The 19,444-nt window shown below is 39.7% G+C and carries 16 protein-coding genes; 2 read left to right on the forward strand and 14 right to left on the reverse strand.

Features of this window, described 5'->3' with window-relative positions; genetic code table 11:
• Window positions 1-12: 12 nt before the first annotated feature.
• The 10 genes from thrC to JOC49_RS06340 are packed head-to-tail and all read right to left on the reverse strand — an operon-like array spanning window position 13 to window position 11,640.
• The gene (thrC, locus tag JOC49_RS06295; protein WP_204663505.1) at window positions 13-1,200 is read right to left on the reverse strand and encodes a threonine synthase; all 1,188 of its coding nucleotides are present in this window, start codon (window positions 1,198-1,200) and stop codon (window positions 13-15) included.
• A complete protein-coding gene (locus JOC49_RS06300) occupies window positions 1,197-2,270 on the reverse strand; it encodes a 4Fe-4S binding protein (protein ID WP_204663508.1) in 1,074 nt (357 codons plus the stop codon). Before JOC49_RS06300 ends, thrC begins: the two co-directional genes overlap by 4 nt.
• Window positions 2,263-3,510 carry an amidohydrolase family protein gene (locus JOC49_RS06305; protein ID WP_204663510.1) on the reverse strand — a complete coding sequence of 416 codons (1,248 nt, stop codon included), beginning with the start codon at window positions 3,508-3,510 and terminating at the stop codon, window positions 2,263-2,265. Before JOC49_RS06305 ends, JOC49_RS06300 begins: the two co-directional genes overlap by 8 nt.
• On the reverse strand, window positions 3,494-4,774 hold the full coding sequence (locus JOC49_RS06310; RefSeq protein ID WP_204663512.1) for a dihydroorotase: 1,281 nt from the start codon (window positions 4,772-4,774) through the stop codon (window positions 3,494-3,496). The genes JOC49_RS06305 and JOC49_RS06310 overlap by 17 nt, the downstream gene beginning before the upstream one ends.
• 2 nt (window positions 4,775-4,776) lie before the next feature.
• Window positions 4,777-6,150 (reverse strand): PLP-dependent cysteine synthase family protein, encoded by a 1,374-nt coding sequence (locus JOC49_RS06315; protein WP_204663514.1) that lies wholly within the window; start codon window positions 6,148-6,150, stop codon window positions 4,777-4,779.
• Window positions 6,151-6,158: 8 nt separating this feature from the next.
• Complete coding sequence (locus tag JOC49_RS06320) at window positions 6,159-7,121, reverse strand: ornithine carbamoyltransferase (RefSeq protein WP_204663516.1); 963 nt, start codon at window positions 7,119-7,121, stop codon at window positions 6,159-6,161.
• Window positions 7,114-8,286 (reverse strand): YgeY family selenium metabolism-linked hydrolase, encoded by a 1,173-nt coding sequence (locus JOC49_RS06325; RefSeq protein ID WP_207754693.1) that lies wholly within the window; start codon window positions 8,284-8,286, stop codon window positions 7,114-7,116. The genes JOC49_RS06320 and JOC49_RS06325 overlap by 8 nt, the downstream gene beginning before the upstream one ends.
• A complete protein-coding gene (locus JOC49_RS06330) occupies window positions 8,267-9,094 on the reverse strand; it encodes an FAD binding domain-containing protein (RefSeq protein ID WP_204663518.1) in 828 nt (275 codons plus the stop codon). Before JOC49_RS06330 ends, JOC49_RS06325 begins: the two co-directional genes overlap by 20 nt.
• On the reverse strand, window positions 9,095-9,553 hold the full coding sequence (locus JOC49_RS06335; protein WP_204663520.1) for a (2Fe-2S)-binding protein: 459 nt from the start codon (window positions 9,551-9,553) through the stop codon (window positions 9,095-9,097).
• Window positions 9,535-11,640, reverse strand: a complete 2,106-nt coding sequence (locus tag JOC49_RS06340) for a xanthine dehydrogenase family protein molybdopterin-binding subunit (RefSeq protein ID WP_204663522.1) — start codon at window positions 11,638-11,640, stop codon at window positions 9,535-9,537. The genes JOC49_RS06335 and JOC49_RS06340 overlap by 19 nt, the downstream gene beginning before the upstream one ends.
• Before the next feature lie 152 nt (window positions 11,641-11,792).
• Between JOC49_RS06340 and JOC49_RS06345 the strand changes: the two genes are divergently transcribed.
• Window positions 11,793-12,734 carry a cation diffusion facilitator family transporter gene (locus JOC49_RS06345; protein WP_204663524.1) on the forward strand — a complete coding sequence of 314 codons (942 nt, stop codon included), beginning with the start codon at window positions 11,793-11,795 and terminating at the stop codon, window positions 12,732-12,734.
• Between the two features lie 68 nt (window positions 12,735-12,802).
• Window positions 12,803-14,542 carry an ABC transporter ATP-binding protein gene (locus JOC49_RS06350; protein ID WP_204663526.1) on the forward strand — a complete coding sequence of 580 codons (1,740 nt, stop codon included), beginning with the start codon at window positions 12,803-12,805 and terminating at the stop codon, window positions 14,540-14,542.
• Window positions 14,543-14,588: 46 nt separating this feature from the next.
• Here the strand turns inward: JOC49_RS06350 and JOC49_RS06355 are convergent, their stop codons facing one another.
• From JOC49_RS06355 to JOC49_RS06370, 4 genes are read right to left on the reverse strand one after another with little or no spacing between them, the layout of a single operon-like run.
• Window positions 14,589-15,065 (reverse strand): adenylyltransferase/cytidyltransferase family protein, encoded by a 477-nt coding sequence (locus JOC49_RS06355; RefSeq protein ID WP_204663528.1) that lies wholly within the window; start codon window positions 15,063-15,065, stop codon window positions 14,589-14,591.
• A gap of 1 nt (window position 15,066) precedes the next feature.
• Window positions 15,067-17,544 (reverse strand): bifunctional diguanylate cyclase/phosphodiesterase, encoded by a 2,478-nt coding sequence (locus tag JOC49_RS06360; RefSeq protein WP_204663530.1) that lies wholly within the window; start codon window positions 17,542-17,544, stop codon window positions 15,067-15,069.
• Window positions 17,545-17,569: 25 nt separating this feature from the next.
• Window positions 17,570-18,667 carry a hypothetical protein gene (locus tag JOC49_RS06365; RefSeq protein WP_204663532.1) on the reverse strand — a complete coding sequence of 366 codons (1,098 nt, stop codon included), beginning with the start codon at window positions 18,665-18,667 and terminating at the stop codon, window positions 17,570-17,572.
• Complete coding sequence (locus tag JOC49_RS06370) at window positions 18,664-19,431, reverse strand: sensor domain-containing diguanylate cyclase (RefSeq protein ID WP_204663534.1); 768 nt, start codon at window positions 19,429-19,431, stop codon at window positions 18,664-18,666. The genes JOC49_RS06365 and JOC49_RS06370 overlap by 4 nt, the downstream gene beginning before the upstream one ends.
• Between the last annotated feature and the right edge of the window lie 13 nt (window positions 19,432-19,444).

Consider the following 19,444-nt stretch of genomic DNA (forward strand, 5'->3'; position numbering starts at 1 on the left):
CGCCACCTCTCATCATATTTTTAACGCCTCTTCAGGAGACAAGGCTTTTGGAAGTGTCACTTTTAAATGCGATGGATCTTTTAAGCCATTCCCTGTGACCACCAATACAACTGAGTGCCCGTTACGAATTTCTCCAGAGGCCAACATTTTTTTAAGACCAGCAAAAGGAACAGCACCTGCAGGTTCTGCAAAAACACCAGTTGTCGTTGTCATCTCCAAAATTGAATCTTGTATCTCCGAATCTGTAACGGCAATAAACGCACCACCATTCCGGGCCATATAGGTACAAGCTTTAATAACATCTCTTGGATTTCCTACCGAAATACTGTCTGCAAGTGTTCTCGCTGGCAAAACTTGAGGTTTAAACGGCGCCCCTTTTTCATATACCGTTTTAATGGCAGCAGCCCCTGCCGCTTGAACACCGATGACTTTGGGCGTTCTGTCCACAAGCCCTAGCTTCATAAACTCTTCAAAGCCTTTAATTAGACCACTTATAACCGTTCCATCCCCAACACTAACAAACACATAATCCGGTACCTTATAGTCATTTTGAATTAAAATTTCAAAAGCGCCTGTTTTTTTACCTTCAGTCAAATAGGGATTGATTGCAGAATTCCGACAATACCACCCCTTCTTAAACCCCACTTTCATAGAAATATCAAATGCAGTGTCATAAGTGTCTTCTATCAAATGCACCTGTGCACCGGCTGCAATAAGTTGAGCCAACTTTCCTTTAGGCGCTGAAGCCGGAACAAAAATTACAGTTTTCAATCGGGTATGTGCCGATAAAATTGCCAGCGAAGATGCAGCATTCCCTGTTGATGCACAATAAATTGTGTTTGCATTTTGCTCAAGTGCCATATGAATTGCAATAATACTGGCACGATCTTTATAAGACCCTGATAAAGAGACCCCATCAAATTTAATCTGCAATTTTTCCAAGCCCAACACATTGGAAAATGTCAGCAAGGGTGTTCCGCCCACTGCAGAATCAATGGGGGTATGCCCCTTTACTGGCAGCAACTCTTTAAATTGAAATAAGGTGCCAGTTTTAGAATACATCGCCTGATTAACCGATATTGACTCATAATCATATACGACTTCCAGCGTTCCGAAAAGCGGGCCACAAGTTTCACAAGTATAGACCCCCGGTTCAGGACGATAGGTTTTTTGACAGGTAATACACCGTAATTCCATCATACAAGCACCTCAGAAATAGCACCAACAGGACAAAGTGATTGACATAGACCGCACCGAATACACCGTGATTGATCTAAAATAGGTTTTGGCCCTTTTCCATAAGCTTCAAAAGGACAACTTCTAATACAAATGCCACACGCTGTGCATTTTTCAGGATCGACTTTAGGAAAATTTCCCTTCCCGGAAGGTGTCAATTTAAGCCCCCCATGTCTAAGCGCATAAATTGACTCTATGCCATATCGATTCATAGCAGGAATCAAGTCTTCAACGATTTTTTCATACTGTTTACGGCCATATAAAAGGGCCCCAGATAGCATCTGTACCAAATCCGCCCCTGCAAGGATCATTTCCAATACATCCTCAGCTGACGCAACACCACCACAGGCAATAATAGGAACTTCTGGAAACTGAGCCCGTATCCGCGCAACACGTCTTAATGCAAATGGCTTAATTGCTGGCCCAGAAACCCAGCTGTCACCAAATTCATTTCCAATGAGTAAAGAACGGGTCTTTAAATCTACAACTGCACCCGGTCCAAATGAATTAAAAGCCACAATCCCAGCACCACCTGCTGCCAACACGGTTTCCACAAACTCAAATTCAGCAGTTACTTGGGGACTCATTTTTATAAAAACTGGTTTATCTGTATGAGATACAATCCCACGAACCACATCTAAAAGTTCTGCTTTATTATAATGGGTACTCACCTCAAAAAAATCAGCATATGGGTGAAGGGCAGGTACGATTTTCCTAAAATCGTCGGCAGTATAGCCAACACTTATTCCAAGCGGTTTTGTCTTTTGTTCTGTTAAAATGGGCAATATCTTAAGCCAATGCGCCAAAGAGTATTCACTCCATAATTCCGTATTGAATATCATTTGCTTCCGTGCGACTATACAAGGTTTCTTTACCTTGGCCCCCTCAACAGAGATTGTTTTGGTAACCAATCCACCAAGTGACAACTGATTCAAACTCAGCAGATTGTCTAAGCCTTCAACAATAGGTCCAGAGGCGGGTAAAAGTGGGTTATCAAAAACCATGCCCTTCAGTTTTACTTCCGTTCTACACATGTTTGCCTCCCAACTTATCCCAAATTACATGCACCGCATTTTTTGATGCCTCTAAATAACTATGGGTCAACCTGCCCTTGTCTACAATTTGATTGCCATTGACCCAGGCCTTTTGGACATCCATTTTTTCAAAAACGCCATAGAGCAAATGCGCGAAAATAGACTCTGAATCAATAGGGGTTGCCGGATTATAGTTTACTAAAATAAGATCCATCCGATATCCTGTTTTAAATCGACCAGTTTTTCGTCCCGTGACCCTTTCATAGTATAGGTAAGACTTCTCAATGGCATTTCTCAAGAAGTCAGGTGAAAGGCCTCCCAGTTGGTTGTTTGCCAAATAATAAATCCAAAGCCAACTGTTGGCGACATCTGTACCAAGACCATCTGTTCCGGCTAAAATTTGAATATCGTTCTCAATAAGTTCTTTAAAATCAACGGTTCCTACGCCATTATTTAGATTACTCTTTGGCGCAAGTGCCAAGACACATTCATGGTCTCGAATCCGTTGATAATCCGCGTGACTTAAATGGACACCATGTACCAATAAGCTGTCTGGCTTCAGGAGTCCATGCCTATTTAGTCTTTGAATGGGTGTTTCTGTGTACCGGTTTTGGTCATCAATGCTTTCAGAAACATGAACATGAATGAGCCCCCCATTCAATCTGGACCGGACGGCCCCCAAAGTTTTGTCACTAAGTGTCATTGAAGCATGCAGACCAAAATACGGCTGTCCTTTTCTAATAAAATTTTCATTTTCTGTTAAACACGCCTCAACTTGGTAACGATCACTTGTTTCAAAACAGGTTGTTCCATAGACACCAACTTCATCAAAACCACGCTTCACGGACTCGAGCGCCCCTTTAATTGCACCACTTGCGTTGTGGTCAACGATCCCTAAAACCCCATCTTGCGCCGAACATGCCCCATAGTAAATTGCAGAATGATACAAGTCCTCACACTCTAGAATGCGATCCATCCGCCACCAAATTTGCTCTAAAATATCTGTAAACGATTTGGGACTTGCTTTAAAATCAAATCCAGTTGCAAATACTGAATATGCATGCGTATGAAAATTAATAAATCCCGGTAAAATAAGCATTCCTTTTGCATCAATTATTGAATCCGCCCCTTTAAAATTTTCCATTGGGCCGACTTCTTGTATTGTTTCCTCAAAACAAACGTAGCCACTTTCTATATAAGTCACATAATCATATAGCCTAGCATTAATAATGGCCGTCATGATATCCCCCTCTTATGAAATGTCCCATATTTTCTTGTGGCATCCCATCTTTCACAACAAACGTCCCCCGGCTCAATGTGTGTATTATCGCTCCTTCAAATGTCATGTTTTCATAAATGGAACTGCAAGAATTAGCCGGAATCTGGCCTGTATGCGTGGTGCCATTCGGATCAAAAATCATTAAATCGGCATCATACCCCACCGCCACACGTCCTTTTCTTTGTAAGTTAAAGATTTCTGCTACATTTTTAGACATTTTTTCAACACTCCTAAGTCCAAACAAACCATATAGGGTCAAAAAACTATACCTTAAACCGCCAACCCCTTTGGGAATCTTTGAAGCATTGTCTGAATTAAGCTTTTCTACTGGTTTAAATGGGCAATGGTCCGTACCAATCGTGTGAATGGCGTGAAAATTATTTCTTAACTTTTGCTTTTCATCACAACTTCTAAATGGCGGTGCCAGTAGGTACTTTCCCCCTTTATTTGACTTGAAAACGCTCTTATCGAACATAAAATACTGAGGACATGTTTCAATAAAAATCTGTTCAAGGCCTTTAAGTGCTTCTACACCACTGCCACTGCTTACATGAACCACATACAATGTCCCCTTACCCAGATTCTGTTTAAGTGCGTCTATTGCAGATAATTCTGCTTTGATTGGCCTCGAGTCTTCATATGTTTCAATACACGTATGACTTGGATCAACATATTTATCATCTTCTGCATGTACTAGTGTTAATACATCTGAAGCCAACAAAGCCCTTAAATCATCTGAAGCAATCATGCGATTCGATTCTGAATAGGTCATAAAAACTTTTATTCCGAGAAGTCCCTTTTCCTTTACCGCACCCACCAGATTTTGTATATTGCCTTGAAAATTTCCGAGCGTGGCATGGAACCCATAGTCAATGGGACACTTTAAAGCAAGTTTTTTACGTGTCTCAAAGGCTGTGTCAAGATGTGCTTCACTGGAAATAGGATCCAAAAAATCAATTACTGTTGTAATGCCCCCAAGAGCAGCTTCATAACCACCAGATTCAAAGGTGTCACAACTGGTATAGTCACCGACATTAAGCTCTAAATGAACATGTGGGTCAATTAACCCCGGTAGAATCCACAAACCACTTGCATCCAGTGTTTCTTTTGCTGGAAATACAACGCCTGTAATCGCAACGATTTCACCCGATTCGATGTAAACGTTTGTTTCGTAGAAGTCACCACCCCTATAGACTTTTCCATTTATAATCCCCAAATCATACATACTTATTCTCCGTGTTTATGGCGCCAACCTTGAATTTCACGGTCTACTTCTTCAATTATCGAAACTTGTTTCTCCCAAAATTCTGGCTCTGCCAATGCTCTTAAAGCCTCAACTGATTTACCTTGTTGTTCTACCCATGTATAGTATTTTAAATTGTGCCATCTTAGTCTATTGTAACGGTCGCCCTCAAAGAAATAGGCCGGTTCTTGCCCCTTAACGGTCTTCTGATAAAGCGAAGGTACATTTTCCATAGTCACATCTGGCATTTTAGCCATAACCGACTCATACCTGTCTATAGCATCTGTGGCAACTGTGAGTATATTTTCGCCTTCACTAAGGCCATAGTACTTTGCCGTTTTAATGGCGCCAATCACATTGGCACACCCTGAAATTCCCAACTTATCTGACATGAACTCAACCAAATCAGGATCAACAAATTGTTTGAGATAAGCCTTTCCTGTCTTAGAGGTTATTAGCTTAAGAAGGTCTTTAGCGTCCATTTCATCGATTTGAACAACACCATCCATATTCATAACATTGTGAATCCAAGTAACATGTTTGTCACCAATGCCCTGAATATCATGTCCACCGAATCCATTTAAGGATAAAGTTGGACATTGAACCGGTTCTCCTGCCACTATTTTACATTCTGGAAAAACTTTTTTAACCAAATCGCCACTGGCAATTGTACCCGCAGAGCCTACTGTCAATACAACAGAAGCAATGCGTCCGTTTCCAATTTTCTTTTCTTTTACAAGTTCAACCATACTGTTTCCGGTTACATAATAGTGAAAACGATAATTCCCAAAAGCTTCAAATTGGTTGAGAATCCTTATTCTTTCTGGATCTTTAGCCTTCAGTTCATGTGTTTTATCATATATTTCCTTAACATTGGATTCACATCCTGGTGTCGGAATCACATCCGCACCATAGGTGCGAATCAAATCAAATCGCTCCTGAGACATTTCTTCCGGTAGAATCACCAAAGAATGATAACGCATACGGGAGCTTACCCAAGCACCGCCCACACCATAGTTTCCTGTGGAAGGCCAAACCATTATGTGCTTTTCAGGATCAACTTCGCCTGACACCACCTGTTCCACCAAAACAGAATAAGTTGGTCCAACTTTATGGGATCCTGAGGGAAAATCTTTTGCGTAAAGTACAATAATATTGGCATCAACCCCAGTAAATGCCTTTGGCAATATAAAATAACGCACATCGTTATTAAAGTCTCGCCACGTGATGTTGAATAAGTTAACTGGATCCAGCGGATCTTCTTTCGATGCCGTTTCTGCTTTTTTTCGAATTGCCGGATCAATTTTCCACGGGTGCAACATTTCTTCATATGTAGGTCCAATAATAGGTGTAATCATAGCGCCTCCTAAAGGGTTAATGCCATAACTGCCTTTGCAGTATGCAATCTATTTTCTGCTTCTTGATAAACGATTGACTGTGACCCATCAATAATCGAGTCTTCCACTTCATTCCCTCTATCCGCCGGTAAAGCGTGCATATAAACAGCTTTTTCGTCAGCAAGGGCCATAACACTCTCTGTGCACTTCCAGTCTTTAAAATCTTCAATTGAAACATTTGGAATTTTTCCACTCCATGAACCCCAATTTTTAGGAATGACCACGTCCGCATCCTTATAGGCCGATTCCATATCATCTGTTACAACAAAACTGCCATTATAAAGGCGTGCATTTTCTTTGGCCTCTTCAATAACCCAATCTGGCAGTTCAAATCCTTTAGGATGTGCCAGGGTTACTTGCATGCCAAAACGCGGAAATAATAAAGCCTGTGTCAAAGGGACACTTATTGGTTTTTTATGACTTGTTGCATAGGCCCAAATAATTGAAACTTTTAGCCCATCTGTTTTCTTTTTAACTTCACGAATTGTCATAAGGTCTGCAACACCTTGCATTGGATGGTACAAATCACATTGAAGATTGATCACAGGTCGAGACGCATATTTTGCCATTTCGTTCAAATACGCATTTCCTAGCCCCCAATTGCAATATCTACAAGCAATTCCATGTCCAAAACTGGACAATATAACACCTGTATCTTTAGCCGACTCACCATGACTAATTTGCATGGTAGAAGTATCCAAATAATTTGCATGGCCACCCAGTTGCGCCATACCCATTTCCATAGAGTTCCGGGTTCTTGTTGAAGCTTCAAAAAACATAAGCGCTATGGTTTTATACTGGAGAAGTGGTGTTGGTTCGCCCATATAAAAACGTCTTTTGAGATCAGATGCAACATCCAAAACCATTTCTATTTCAGCGTTGGTCCACTCTCTTAATGTAATAAAATGTTTCCCTTTTAAATGACTATACATAAGTCCCCTCCTCTAGTTCAGAAATAAATGCCATGTAGGTTTCCACAGCCTGAACCAAATCTAACTTTCTTATTTTTTCATTCGGCGCATGGGCTTCTGCCTCATCGCCCGGTCCGTAACCCACACATGGTATGCCCTTCATCCCCATAATGGAAACCCCATTTGTGGAAAACGTCCACTTATCCGTACTGGGTTTTTGACCTTGAATTTTGTAATGAGCCGTTTCCATGGCCCTTACTATGCCGTGATTTTCCGGTATGGTCCAAGTTGGAAAGTAACATGGCACATCTGGCACATATCCCTTATAAGAAGGTTTATTGTATCTGTACATTTCAACCTTTCTTTCCGCCCCTTTCAACGCTTCAATTTCACCAATTGCTGTATCCGCAGTTTCGCCTGCGGTTAACCGTCGATCTATAGAAATAGAACATCCGTCAGCCACAGCACATCTCGATGGCGCTGTTGAAAAAATTTCAGACACCACCAGAGTTCCTTTCCCAAGAAAATCGTCTGGTTTCAATGCGCCGTTTAATTGATCAAGTTCATCTATAATTTTAGCCATTTTATAGATTGCATTGTCTCCTCTTTCAGGTGCAGACCCATGTGCGCTGATACCATCCACAGAAACACGTATTTCCATACGTCCCCTATGGCCTCTATAGACCCTTAAAGAAGTCGGCTCTGTTAGAACTACAAATTCAGGGGTCAATACCCCTTCGTTTAAAATATATTGCCAGCAAAGACCATCACAATCTTCTTCTTGTACAGAGCCAACCACCCAAACCTGCCAATTGTTTAAAAGATCCATTTTCTTGGCCAAGGCTGCCGCATGCATGGCTGAAACAAAACCTCCGGTTTGGTCGGATGCCCCCCTTCCAAAAATATGCGTTTCATCTTCTTTACCCGTAAAAGGGTCAAAAGTCCACTGCTTAGGATTACCAACATCTACTGTATCAATGTGGCCATCAAATGCCATAATTCTTTTCCCCGATCCAACTCGGCCCAGTATGTTCCCCATACCATCAATCTTGATTTCATCAAAATCAAGGTCTTGCATCATCCTTTTAATAGCTTCAATTACAGCACCTTCTTCACTGCTTAAAGAAGGGATTGCAATGAGAGCCCTCAAATCCTTGTAAATCTGATTAATCAATTCCCTTTTCAAAATGATTCACCTCCAGCCAATTTTTAAGTAAATTTGTTGCAACTGTTTCTTTATATGATTTTGTAGACCTTTTATCGTCATGACTTTCATAAAGTGCTTCATATCCTTGAATGATTTCATCAAAAGGAACACCTTTTGCAATTTTATGCTCCATGGCCCTTGACCGGATAACCGTGTCATTTAAAGCACCAATTGCCACCCTCACATCTGTTTGTGTCCGAACGGCTAAAAAGGAAACTTTGGAGAGAATGCTTGCACGTCTTTGTCCCATCTTTTCATAAACAAATGTGTCACATTTAATTTTAGGCAAAATAATTTCAGTGAGCAGTTCATCAGGACGTCTTGAAGTTGTGTATTTTTTGACAATAAACTCTTGAATTGAAATTTCACGCGTCTCATTTAAGGATCTTAAAACAAGACGGGCATCGGCAAGATAAAGTGGGGGCAGTAAGTCCGCAACACTGGCTGCATTTACAATATTGCCGCCCAAAGTTGCTGCATTTCTTATAGCAGGTGTTGCCATTTGTGACACCACAGCTTTAAAATAGTTAGGCAATACTTTTGAACTGGCTGCCTGAGCCTGTGTAACCAAAGCGCCCATATGATAGGCCTCTTCGTCAACCCAAATGCGCTTAAGCGAATCTAGATGACTGATAAGAAGAACGTCTCCTTTAAAATGCCGGGTTGAACCCTGCCAATTTCGCGCCCTAATCATGAGGTCAGTTCCGCCTGCAAGTGGGCTATAAGTCTTTTTATGCATATATTCGAGCGCTTCATCAAGTGTACTTGGCATAATGGTTTCAAACACTTATTCCACCTCCTCTTGTAACAATTGGACTGCTTTAAAAATGGTTTGATACCCTGTACATCTGCAAAGATTGCCTGAAAGTGCCAATTTCACATCTTCAAGAGAATGTTTCTCCCCAGTCTTGAGCAATGCATAAGTTGCCATTACCATGCCAGGTGTACAAAAGCCGCATTGAACTGCGCCTGCTTTAACAAAGGCCTCTTCTATGCGTTTATAAATCTCTCTTTCTTTAAATTGTTCAATGGTCTCTACTGATTTTCCAATAACATTGCCAACAGGTACAAGGCACGAATTGTAGATTTCATCGTCTATTAACACCATACATGCGCCACATTCACCTTCTTGACAGCTTTCCTTAGTTCCTGTAAGTCCCTGATCCACCCTGATTACATCCAAAAGTCGTCGCGTCAAATCTTTTGGGACTTCAACTTCTTGAGTGTTTAATTTGAATTTTTCCATACGCTAAGTGTCCTTTCTATGATTTCAGGTGTAACTGGAATGGTAAATGTTTCATGACCAATTGCGTCTTCAATAGCCGCAGAAATTGCGGGTGCAACACCAACCAAAGTCAATTCGCCAACTGCCTTGGCGCCAAATGGGCCATCCTCATATGGATTAATCACCCATTCAACAGTCATTTCAGGTATATCCATAGGCGTTGGAATTGGATAACTTGAAAAAGCAAACTGCTCAATAAAGCCCCCTTTGGAAGTCATGTGTTCCATCAAGGCATACCCCAAACCCTGAATCATGCCACCATGGGCCTGACCTTCAGACATTTGTTCATCTATAGGCCGTCCAACATCATAACAGCTCCAAATATGGGTACATTTCACTTCATAAGTCAAAGGATTTACTTCAACACGCGCAATTAATGCAACCCAAGAGTAAGCCAGATAGGCATTGCCTTTAAAAGTTTCCTGATCCCAAACCACATAATCTGGCTTTTTATAGGATTCAACTGCAGTGTAGGTCCCTAATTCTTGTAGATGTGGCTTTAGATCAAGGGCTGCACGGTACAATAACGCCCCAACGACCATGGTTGTTCTTGAGGCAACTGTTGGTCCTGAGTCTGGAACTTTTGAAGTATCCGGTATTTCATACTTTACACGGCTAATAGGGATTTCCAGTGCGCTTGCCACTATTTTTGAAAGTGCCGTTATAGCACCTTGTCCCATTTCAACATTTGAAACCAATATAGTCACCATGCCATCTGCTTCTTTACGTAAATGAACCACTGCTTTTATATGAGCCGCTTCTCCATCACCAGTAAATCCACCCCCATGAGGGACAACTGCAACGCCATAGCCGACCCATTTCTGTTTTTTTTCAGAAGCCATATTCGCTTCTGCTAATTTTCGACACTTATCTGACAATTCGTGCAGTGGAATATGTTCATGAAAAATCCCCTCTGTGCTGGTTGGGTCTCCTTCCACAACAAAATGATTTTCTCTAAACGTCATTGGGTCTAAATTTAGTCGATTGGCCAAATGTGTCATGTGAAGTTCAAGTGCATATAGGCTTTGAGGTGCACCAAACCCTCTAAAGGCACCTGTAAACACATTATTGGTACGAACTGTTTTGCCTTCAATTCTCAAATGGTCCACCTTGTAGGCCCCTGTCATTGTAAGTAAGGCACGTTGTAAAACAACATCACTAAGGCCCAAGTAGCCTCCAGCGTCTAAGAGAATTTCCATTTCCATCCCTTGTATCTTCTGGTTCTTAACATATGATTTTACATAGATACGCGCAGGATGGCGTTTGGTTGAAAAGGCAATATCTTCTCGGCGATCGAGGATCAACTGCACAGGTTTTTTCAATTTGTAGGCAGCAGTTGCAACCTGACAGGCTAAAAGTGATGGGTATTCTTCTTTTCCGCCAAATGCGCCACCGGTGGTTGCTTGAATAACACGCAACCTATCTTCATTCCATCCCGTCATGTGTTTTAAGGCATTCAATATGTAATAAGGGCACTGCATAGACCCTTCCACTATGATAACCCCTTCTTCAAAGCGACCAATCATACCTTGTTTTTCCATATAAAGTTGTTCTTGATAGGGGGTTCTGAACGTTTCCTCCAAAACAAAATCGTATTCTATCGTGTTGAGATTCCCCTTTTCAATGGTGTGTGCCGTCAAAATATTCGAGGGAACTTTAGAAGCTGTGTCAAGGTCAAAGAATGGGTCCTCTTCAAGGATATAATCAATTTCAATACCTTCCATATATCTTAAAACAGCGTCTTTATCCGAACCAACAATCAATGCGATTGGCTCACCAGCATAATAAATTGTTTCATTTGAAAACACTGGCATTGCTGTATCAATCATAGAGACTTCATTGTTTAAAATAACATCTTTAGAATCAATCACATAAATGCCCTGGGGACACTCTGGATATTTGATTTGGTTTATTCTCGCCCTTGCATGATCAGATCTTAATGTTTTAGCATAGAGCATTTCAGGATAGACCTTGTCTTCAATATATTTTGCCATCCCCCTAATTTTTGCTCTCGAATCAATGCGTTCAACAGAATCCGTAATCTTCATATTTTCCCTCCCTATCCATTTAATGGCTGCCGAATTCTTATAATTCTGAATATTCAGACTTTTATTTTATCGTACCTAATTATTGAAAAACATTCAATCAAAAATCTTAAAATATGTTAAAATAGAACAATGAATACTTGAAGGAGAAGGCTATGATTCAATTTTTGATTCGCTTTTTTATAAAAAATTATGAGTCTGTGGATCAACCCAGTGTAAGGGAACACTATGGTATCCTTTCTGGCGTTTTAGGACTTATCTGTAATTTACTGCTTTTTTTTATTAAACTTACCATTGGTCTGCTTATGAATAGCATAGCCATTTTATCGGACGCCTTTAACAACTTTACCGATATGGGTGCATCACTGGTTATACTTGTGGGGGCAAAAATGAGCAATAAACGCGCAGACAAGGAACACCCCTATGGGCATGGCCGATATGAGTATATTGCCTCTTTAGTGATTGCTTTTATTATCCTATTGGTAGGACTTGAACTTTTTAAAAGCGCCTTTTCAAAAATTTTGACACCTGAGCCTGTAACCTTCAAATGGTCACTTATTATCATTCTTATAGCCTCTATTGCTGTCAAGCTATGGATGTTTAGTTACAACCGCTATATTGGTAAAAAAATCGATTCAAGTGTCAACCGGGCAACAGCAGTTGACAGTTTAAATGATGTGGTTGCCACCAGTGCTGTTATTTTCTCTGCTGTTGTGGGCAATTATGTGGATTTCCCCATTGATGGCATTGCAGGCGTTATTGTTTCGGTTATGATTGTAAAAACTGGTTATGATGTTGCAAAAGATACTGTGAATCTTTTACTCGGTACATCTCCAAGTCAAGAAACGGTAGACAGGATTACAACACTTATTTTAGAAAACAATCATATTGGTGGCTTACACGATTTAAAGGTCCACGATTATGGCCCTGGTCGTAAAATTGCCTCTGTGCACGTGGAGATCTCTGAACAAATGAATCTGATAGAGGCCCATCATGAAATCGACCTCTTAGAACAGAAAATACTTTCTGAAATGGGAATAGATATCGTCATACATGTGGACCCCGTTTCAAATAGTGGCATGTCTCCAATACTCTAAAAAAGACTATCCATTTTTATAATTTTATCTTATAATATTTAGGTAATCTAAATATTTGGAGGTGTCCTTTGTTAAAGAAATTTGTTCAATACTATAAACCTCATAAATTCTTATTTGGTATGGATCTACTTGTTGCGTTCTCAATGGCCGGTATCGATCTTATTTTTCCAATGTTTTCACGTAGCATTGTCAACGACCTAATCCCAAATGGAGATGTCCGTCGAATTGTTATCTTTTCAAGCATTATTTTATTGCTTTACTTCCTCAAAATCGGTTTTAACTACTTTGTAGGCTTTTGGGGGCACATTCTTGGGTCTAGAATCGAATTCGATATGCATAATGACCTATTTTCCCATATGCAGAAATTGGAATTTTCGTTTTTTGACAATAATAAAACCGGTCAACTTATGAACCGATTAACAGGCGATCTCAATGAAGTAACAGAACTTGCCCACCACGGTCCAGAGGATTTATTCGTTTCCTCTGTCATGTTGATTGGAAGTTTCATTTTACTGTTCCAAATCAATTGGATGCTCACACTGATTGTTTTCTTTTTTGTTTTCTTAACGATATTTTTCTCAATTCGCATGAGGCGGTCTATGACGCGTACCTTTAGAAATGTCAGGTCTAAACAAGCGGATATTAACGCCCAACTTGAGAGCAGTCTTTCAGGAATTCGTCTATCCAAAACATTTGCAAATGAACCCTATGAAATTGAAAAATTTTATGTCGCAAACGATGCCCATCTATCCTCTAAAAGAGACTCTTTCAAAGCAATCGCCGTCTATACATCTGGCAACAACTTTTTTATCGATATGATGACCTTGTCATCCATGGTCGCAGGTGGTTTGTTTGTCTTAAAAGGATTAATCAATTATGGAGACTTACTCGCATTTACCCTTTACATCTCTTTCTTCACAAAGCCAATTCGATCCCTTATTCAATTGACCCAGCAACTCCAATCTGGAATGGCAGGATTTGAACGTTTTCTTGAAGTAATGGCTATTGAACCCACTATTAAAGATGCAGATCATGCCAAACCGATTGAGGCTATGAAGGGCAATATTGAACTTAGAGACGTTTCTTTTAAGTATGAATCCACTGGAGAATGGGTTCTTAAAGATTTTTCACTTGAAATACCAAAAGGAAAAACTGTTGCTTTGGTCGGTCCATCAGGTGTTGGAAAAACCACAATTACGCAATTGATTCCTAGATTTTATGATGTTGCATCTGGTCAAGTTTTAATTGATGGGCATGATATCAAAGATTTGACATTAACGTCACTGAGAAGTCAAATTGGAATTGTTCAACAAGATGTGTTCTTGTTCTACGGGACTATAAGAGATAACATTGCTTACGGGAGGCCCGGTGCAACTGATTCAGAAATAATGGATGCAGCCAGAAAAGCCAATATCCACAATTTCATTATTGGCCTAGAAGATGGGTATGGCAGTATGGTGGGCGAAAGAGGTGTCAAACTCTCCGGAGGTCAAAAACAACGTATTGCAATTGCACGCGTATTTTTAAAAAACCCACCTATTTTAATCCTTGACGAAGCAACTTCTGCACTGGACAATGAGAACGAACTGGCGATCCAAAATTCAATCGAAATTCTTGCGAAAAATAGAACCACGCTTATTATTGCACATCGTTTATCAACCATAAAAAACGCAGATGAAATTCTGGTTATGACTGAAACTGGCATTGCAGAACGCGGAAGCCATGATAGATTACTTGAAAGAGACGGCCTCTACAACAGACTGTATCACGCGCAGTTTAAAGGCTATATCCCAGATACTTCAAAATAAACAAACACCTCTTGTAGGCGCTGACATAGTCGCCACAAGAGGTGTTTTAAATTTCACGATATAAAATAAGGTCTTCATATACCACTGAAGGGACATACGCTTTTACAGTTTCAGGGTTAAGTCGAAGAAATGTTCCCGAAATCGGAATCTGCTGTCTATTATAATCCACAAGTCGGTTTTCACACGCTAAAATCCTACTCATCAAATCGCCGTATGGCTCACTGGAAAAGAATACATCTATTGAATAGCCTTTAATTAGAGATTTGATAAAATCAACATGCTTCATCTGTATCTCATGTGTATAGCCAGAATCTTTAGGGACACCGTGTCCTGCAATCACAATTACCTCTGGGTATAAGGCGCGTATCCACGCCATTCGTTTCTCTATGGGAATCTTCGTTACCTGATCTGCTTCATAAACGATAACAATGAGTTGGTCAACTTCAGTCAGCGCAGTTTCAATTAAATACTGATGTCCCTTGTGAAGGGGGGCAAATTTTCCTACTGTAAGTCCTGTTCGCATATTACTCCTTATGTGTTTCCAGCCATATTAAAAAATCATCCTGAGACAAGGGTTTGGAAAAATAATACCCTTGATAGAACATAGATGTCATGGATTTTAAACCTATAAATTCTGCTTCAGTCTCGACACCCTCTGCAATAATTTTCATTTGAAGCCTTTTAGCTAATGAAACAATTGTCTCCATAATCTCATTGGTTTTAGAATCTGTTAGATATTTATTGGTAAACTCTCTATCAATCTTAAGTGCATCCACTTCAAATCGATTTAGATAGAAAAGTGACGAATAGCCGGTGCCAAAGTCATCTAAATGAACTCTATAGCCCGCTTCCTTCAACGCTTTCAAGTGCATTTCAGCATGATCCATATGTTTTGAAAATGCAGTTTCCGTTATTTCCAAAATCAAGGAATCTCTTGAAATTTCAAAATAATCAACTCTTGAATTTAGCAGGTCAATAAACCCTGGATTAATCAGTTCCAAAAATGAGATGTTAATTGAAATTGGCAACGCCTGACCATACATCTCTTTGAGCTTTTTCTTGAATTTTAAAACCTGTTCAATAACAAATAGGCCAACTAAATCTATATTTCCAGTATTTTCAGCAATGGGTATAAATAAATCTGGCAGAATCATACCGTACACCTTATGATGCCATCTAATAAGAGCCTCTGCCGAAACAATTTCACCATTTTCATTTAGAATGGGTTGATACACAACTGAAAATTCTTCAAGAGATGCCGCATGATGTAAGTCATTTTCAAGTTGAGACCTATAATTGCGTTCTTTAAGCATATCAGCATCAAACCAGTTAATTTCATATTCTATTTTAGATTCAGATTTTGCAATTTCTGCATATTGAATCATTTGAGTCGGATCTTCACAACTATGGTCTACAAGATAGGCGCCAATAATCATGGTTGTTTTGATCATCATATTTTCCAATATTTGAATTGCTGGAAGTTGGATTTTTAAATTCCTAAAAAATAAGACGGCATCTTCAACAGCATGTTCTGGAATTAACAAAATATATTTGCCAACACCAATGTCATATAAACCACTATGATTCAAGGCATCAAAATAGGCATCCAATTTTGTTCCAAGGTCTTTATGAAGGGCCTCTATCACGTGTTGATCAAGTGTGTCCATGTAATGATTTAGCTCAGAAAAACTCATACAAATCAACACATGATTTTCAGGAGCTGACCCTGTCAACAAGCGTTTTAACGCTCTAACTAAAAACGCCTTGTTTTTCAACTGCGAAACAGGATCGTGAAATGCAAGGTATTCAATTTGTGTTTTATAAGCATTGAGCTCATCATAATTGTCCCTAAGCGTTTCCTCTGAAGCGGCCATCTCCTGGTATAAAGCTTGGATTTCCATATTATTTTCTTTTAGGGCTTCATTAGCGTCTTCAAGATTCATCATTAATTTTTTTATTGCCGCCATCATTCGGTTAAAGGCACTGGACATATTTCCGATTTCATCTTTTGCTTCATAAGAATGCACGACGGTTAAATCGCCACTTGCAGCTTTTTCCATCAAGTCGCTTAAGTTTACAATGGGCTTTGTAAAAGATACAGAGAGTTTACGAAGGGCTAAAACAAATAAGAAACCAAATACTGCTGCAGAAACATAAAATCCATTTAAGAATGATTTTAGCCCTGCATGCACACTTTCCCCAGAAACCGAATAACAAAATGTCCATCCAGGCGTCCCCTCAATAACACGCGTAAATATGTATTCTTTACGCCCATCAATTTCAACCAGTTCATTTGTCAGCTCTTGTCCTTTCTTCAAAGGATCCACATAAGAAGACAAGCCAAAATAATCACCTTCAAATATATTGGTGTCAAAAACATATTGTGACACCGGATGGGAAACCACAGTTCCAGAAGCATCAAAAATCCAGCCATACCCATTGGTTTCAGCAGATAATGTTTGGGCAACTTGTGTGATTCGATCCAAATGAATACTTGCCCCTACTAGTGAAAGATTCCCTGATGAATCTGGAACACGTACTGTTATGACAAAAGTCTTTTCACCTGTGCTTCTTAGTACTATAGGCTCACCAATGTAAAATTCATGTTCACCTGAAACAATTGCCTTATAATGCGGACGATCCGATATATCTACAGCATACCCAAGAGAAGTTATATTGACACCGCTTTCATTTGCGTAGATAATCTGAATAAAATCAGGGTTGGCAACTTCCCCATAGGCTACAAGTTCACGTTCTATCAAATATCGATCACCTGACTTAAATACTGGGTTCTGTGCAATCATACGGATCTCATTAAGATAACTGGCCACAAGTATGGAAATTTCATCTGCCTTCGATTCAACAACTTCCACATTTAAGGCATCGGTAAAAGGTTTGACGTTTCGATTTAAATTATAATTAACCAGCGCAATCAAAACAGAGGAAAAAAACATAAAAAGAATCAAGAACCCAATTAGCAACTTTGAACTTAATGATTTCATGGTTTTCCTCCATTTCTCTTACACTTTATAGAAGTGTCCTCAATACTTTTAGTGATGCCTCATACCCTGTTACTAAAAAATCTATACTTCCCATGGAACGCGTCTCATAATTTCTAAGTACGCCATAACAATAAGGTATAGCCACGCTTTCAACTCTTTCAAAAATTTGATTATGTGCTGGGCGGCAACTTTTTAAAAAAGTATTCAGTTTTTCAATTTGCGGGTTGGTCACATCTTTGAAAACTGGTCCCGGCAAATGGTCTTCAAATATATAGCGTTTACTTTTTAGGTGATTAAAAGCTTCTTCAATAAGTATGCGTTCTTCGTTTGATTTTATGTCAATTCCATCATAGTCAGCATAAAATGAAGCCTCTCTTAAAGGCACTGAATCAAGTGTAAGTTTCTCAATTGTTTCAGAATATTGTTTGCCCAAACCATGACACAATTTGCAATTTACAAAAGTATTCTTAAAGACAAATTTCTCATCCCTATAAAGCGCGCCACTGCCTTTACACAGTGTACATGTTTCTCTAGGACTTGCTACTTCTCTTTTTCCTGAACCATGACACGTGGCACATACCAGACCGGTGCCCTGACACGTGATACAGTAATCCTGTAGATAGATTCCTAGCCCTCCACAAGTTGGGCAAATTTCATAAGTCGCCACAGAATCAGGGGCTACTTTACACTCACAAACGACAGTTTTATTTTCAACTTGTGTTGATCCCACTCCGTGACACCTAGGACATTTCTTTTTTTTGCTTTGAACAACTTCATCGACCATAGCAATAACATCCCCGCCACGTCCATTGCAAGCAACACACTTAATTGGATCACTTTGAATCCGTCCCTCAATTTGAAGTCCCTTTATTGACGTCAAATTCTGAATTTTACTCAGATAATCATAAACGGTTTTATCGAGTTGCTCTTTTGTTGTTATTACGTTCTGAACACTTGAAATCCTATGTTGTCTTGATGTTTTCCCACGTACAGAAAATCGCCTCACAAGTACAAACCACCCTGTTTTTATATCACAATTTTCTACCCCTTCAACACCTTCTAAAATAGTTCTGAAGTATTTCAATGGCATTGTAAACTGGTCTAAAAAGTCTTGCTCTGTCATAAAAGTCTCTCCCAAAACACATCTACAGACTCTCCCCAATATTCATATATTTGATAGGTTATAAGAAAAGATGGGGCAAATTGATTTGCAGCATGCCGAATTTCCATCAGTTTATCCTCTAAAACTTTTTCAATGTGATAGACGGGTTGACCTGTAAATATAACTAAAAAACGTCCAGGTCCCAACCTGCCCAATACCCCAGGTAACTCTTTCAGAAAATCAGATGTACGTCTCAACAAATAGTCCCCCATTGGCCGCCCCTCTTTTTTGTTAATCTCAATGAGCGATGTGATTTCAATTGCAACGGCACAGACCAGTTTCATTTTAAGTTCTGCTTCTTTAAGGATCTCAAGAAATTGTGTTTTCATCCTTATATCATTTGGGAGTTGTGTCAAAACATCCAGTTCAAAAGCCCGATACCTTTTTTCTCGGTTCATTTTATTCTGTTCAATACAGGTGACCCCTTTGGCTTTAATGGGCCTGCCCTCTTGATCATAGTCTGTGATTTCAACTGTTTCACTTATCCAAACTGGCGATTCACTGGACGTTCTAATCCGAAAACTTACTTGATATTTGTCAATTTCACCAGCCATTAACGACAAAATTTTTTGACGTACTTTAGGATAATCCTCAATGTATATCTGATTTAAAAACAAATCATACATGACAGGCTCAACAGCCTCGAGTTGATAGTCTTTAAGCCTGAAATCAGCGCATTCAACCCAATTTGATTTTATATGCCATATCCAAAATTCTTCAGTCATCTGTCTGCCTCCT

Source organism: Fusibacter tunisiensis, from assembly GCF_016908355.1.
Lineage (GTDB): Bacteria > Bacillota > Clostridia > Peptostreptococcales > Acidaminobacteraceae > Fusibacter_D > Fusibacter_D tunisiensis.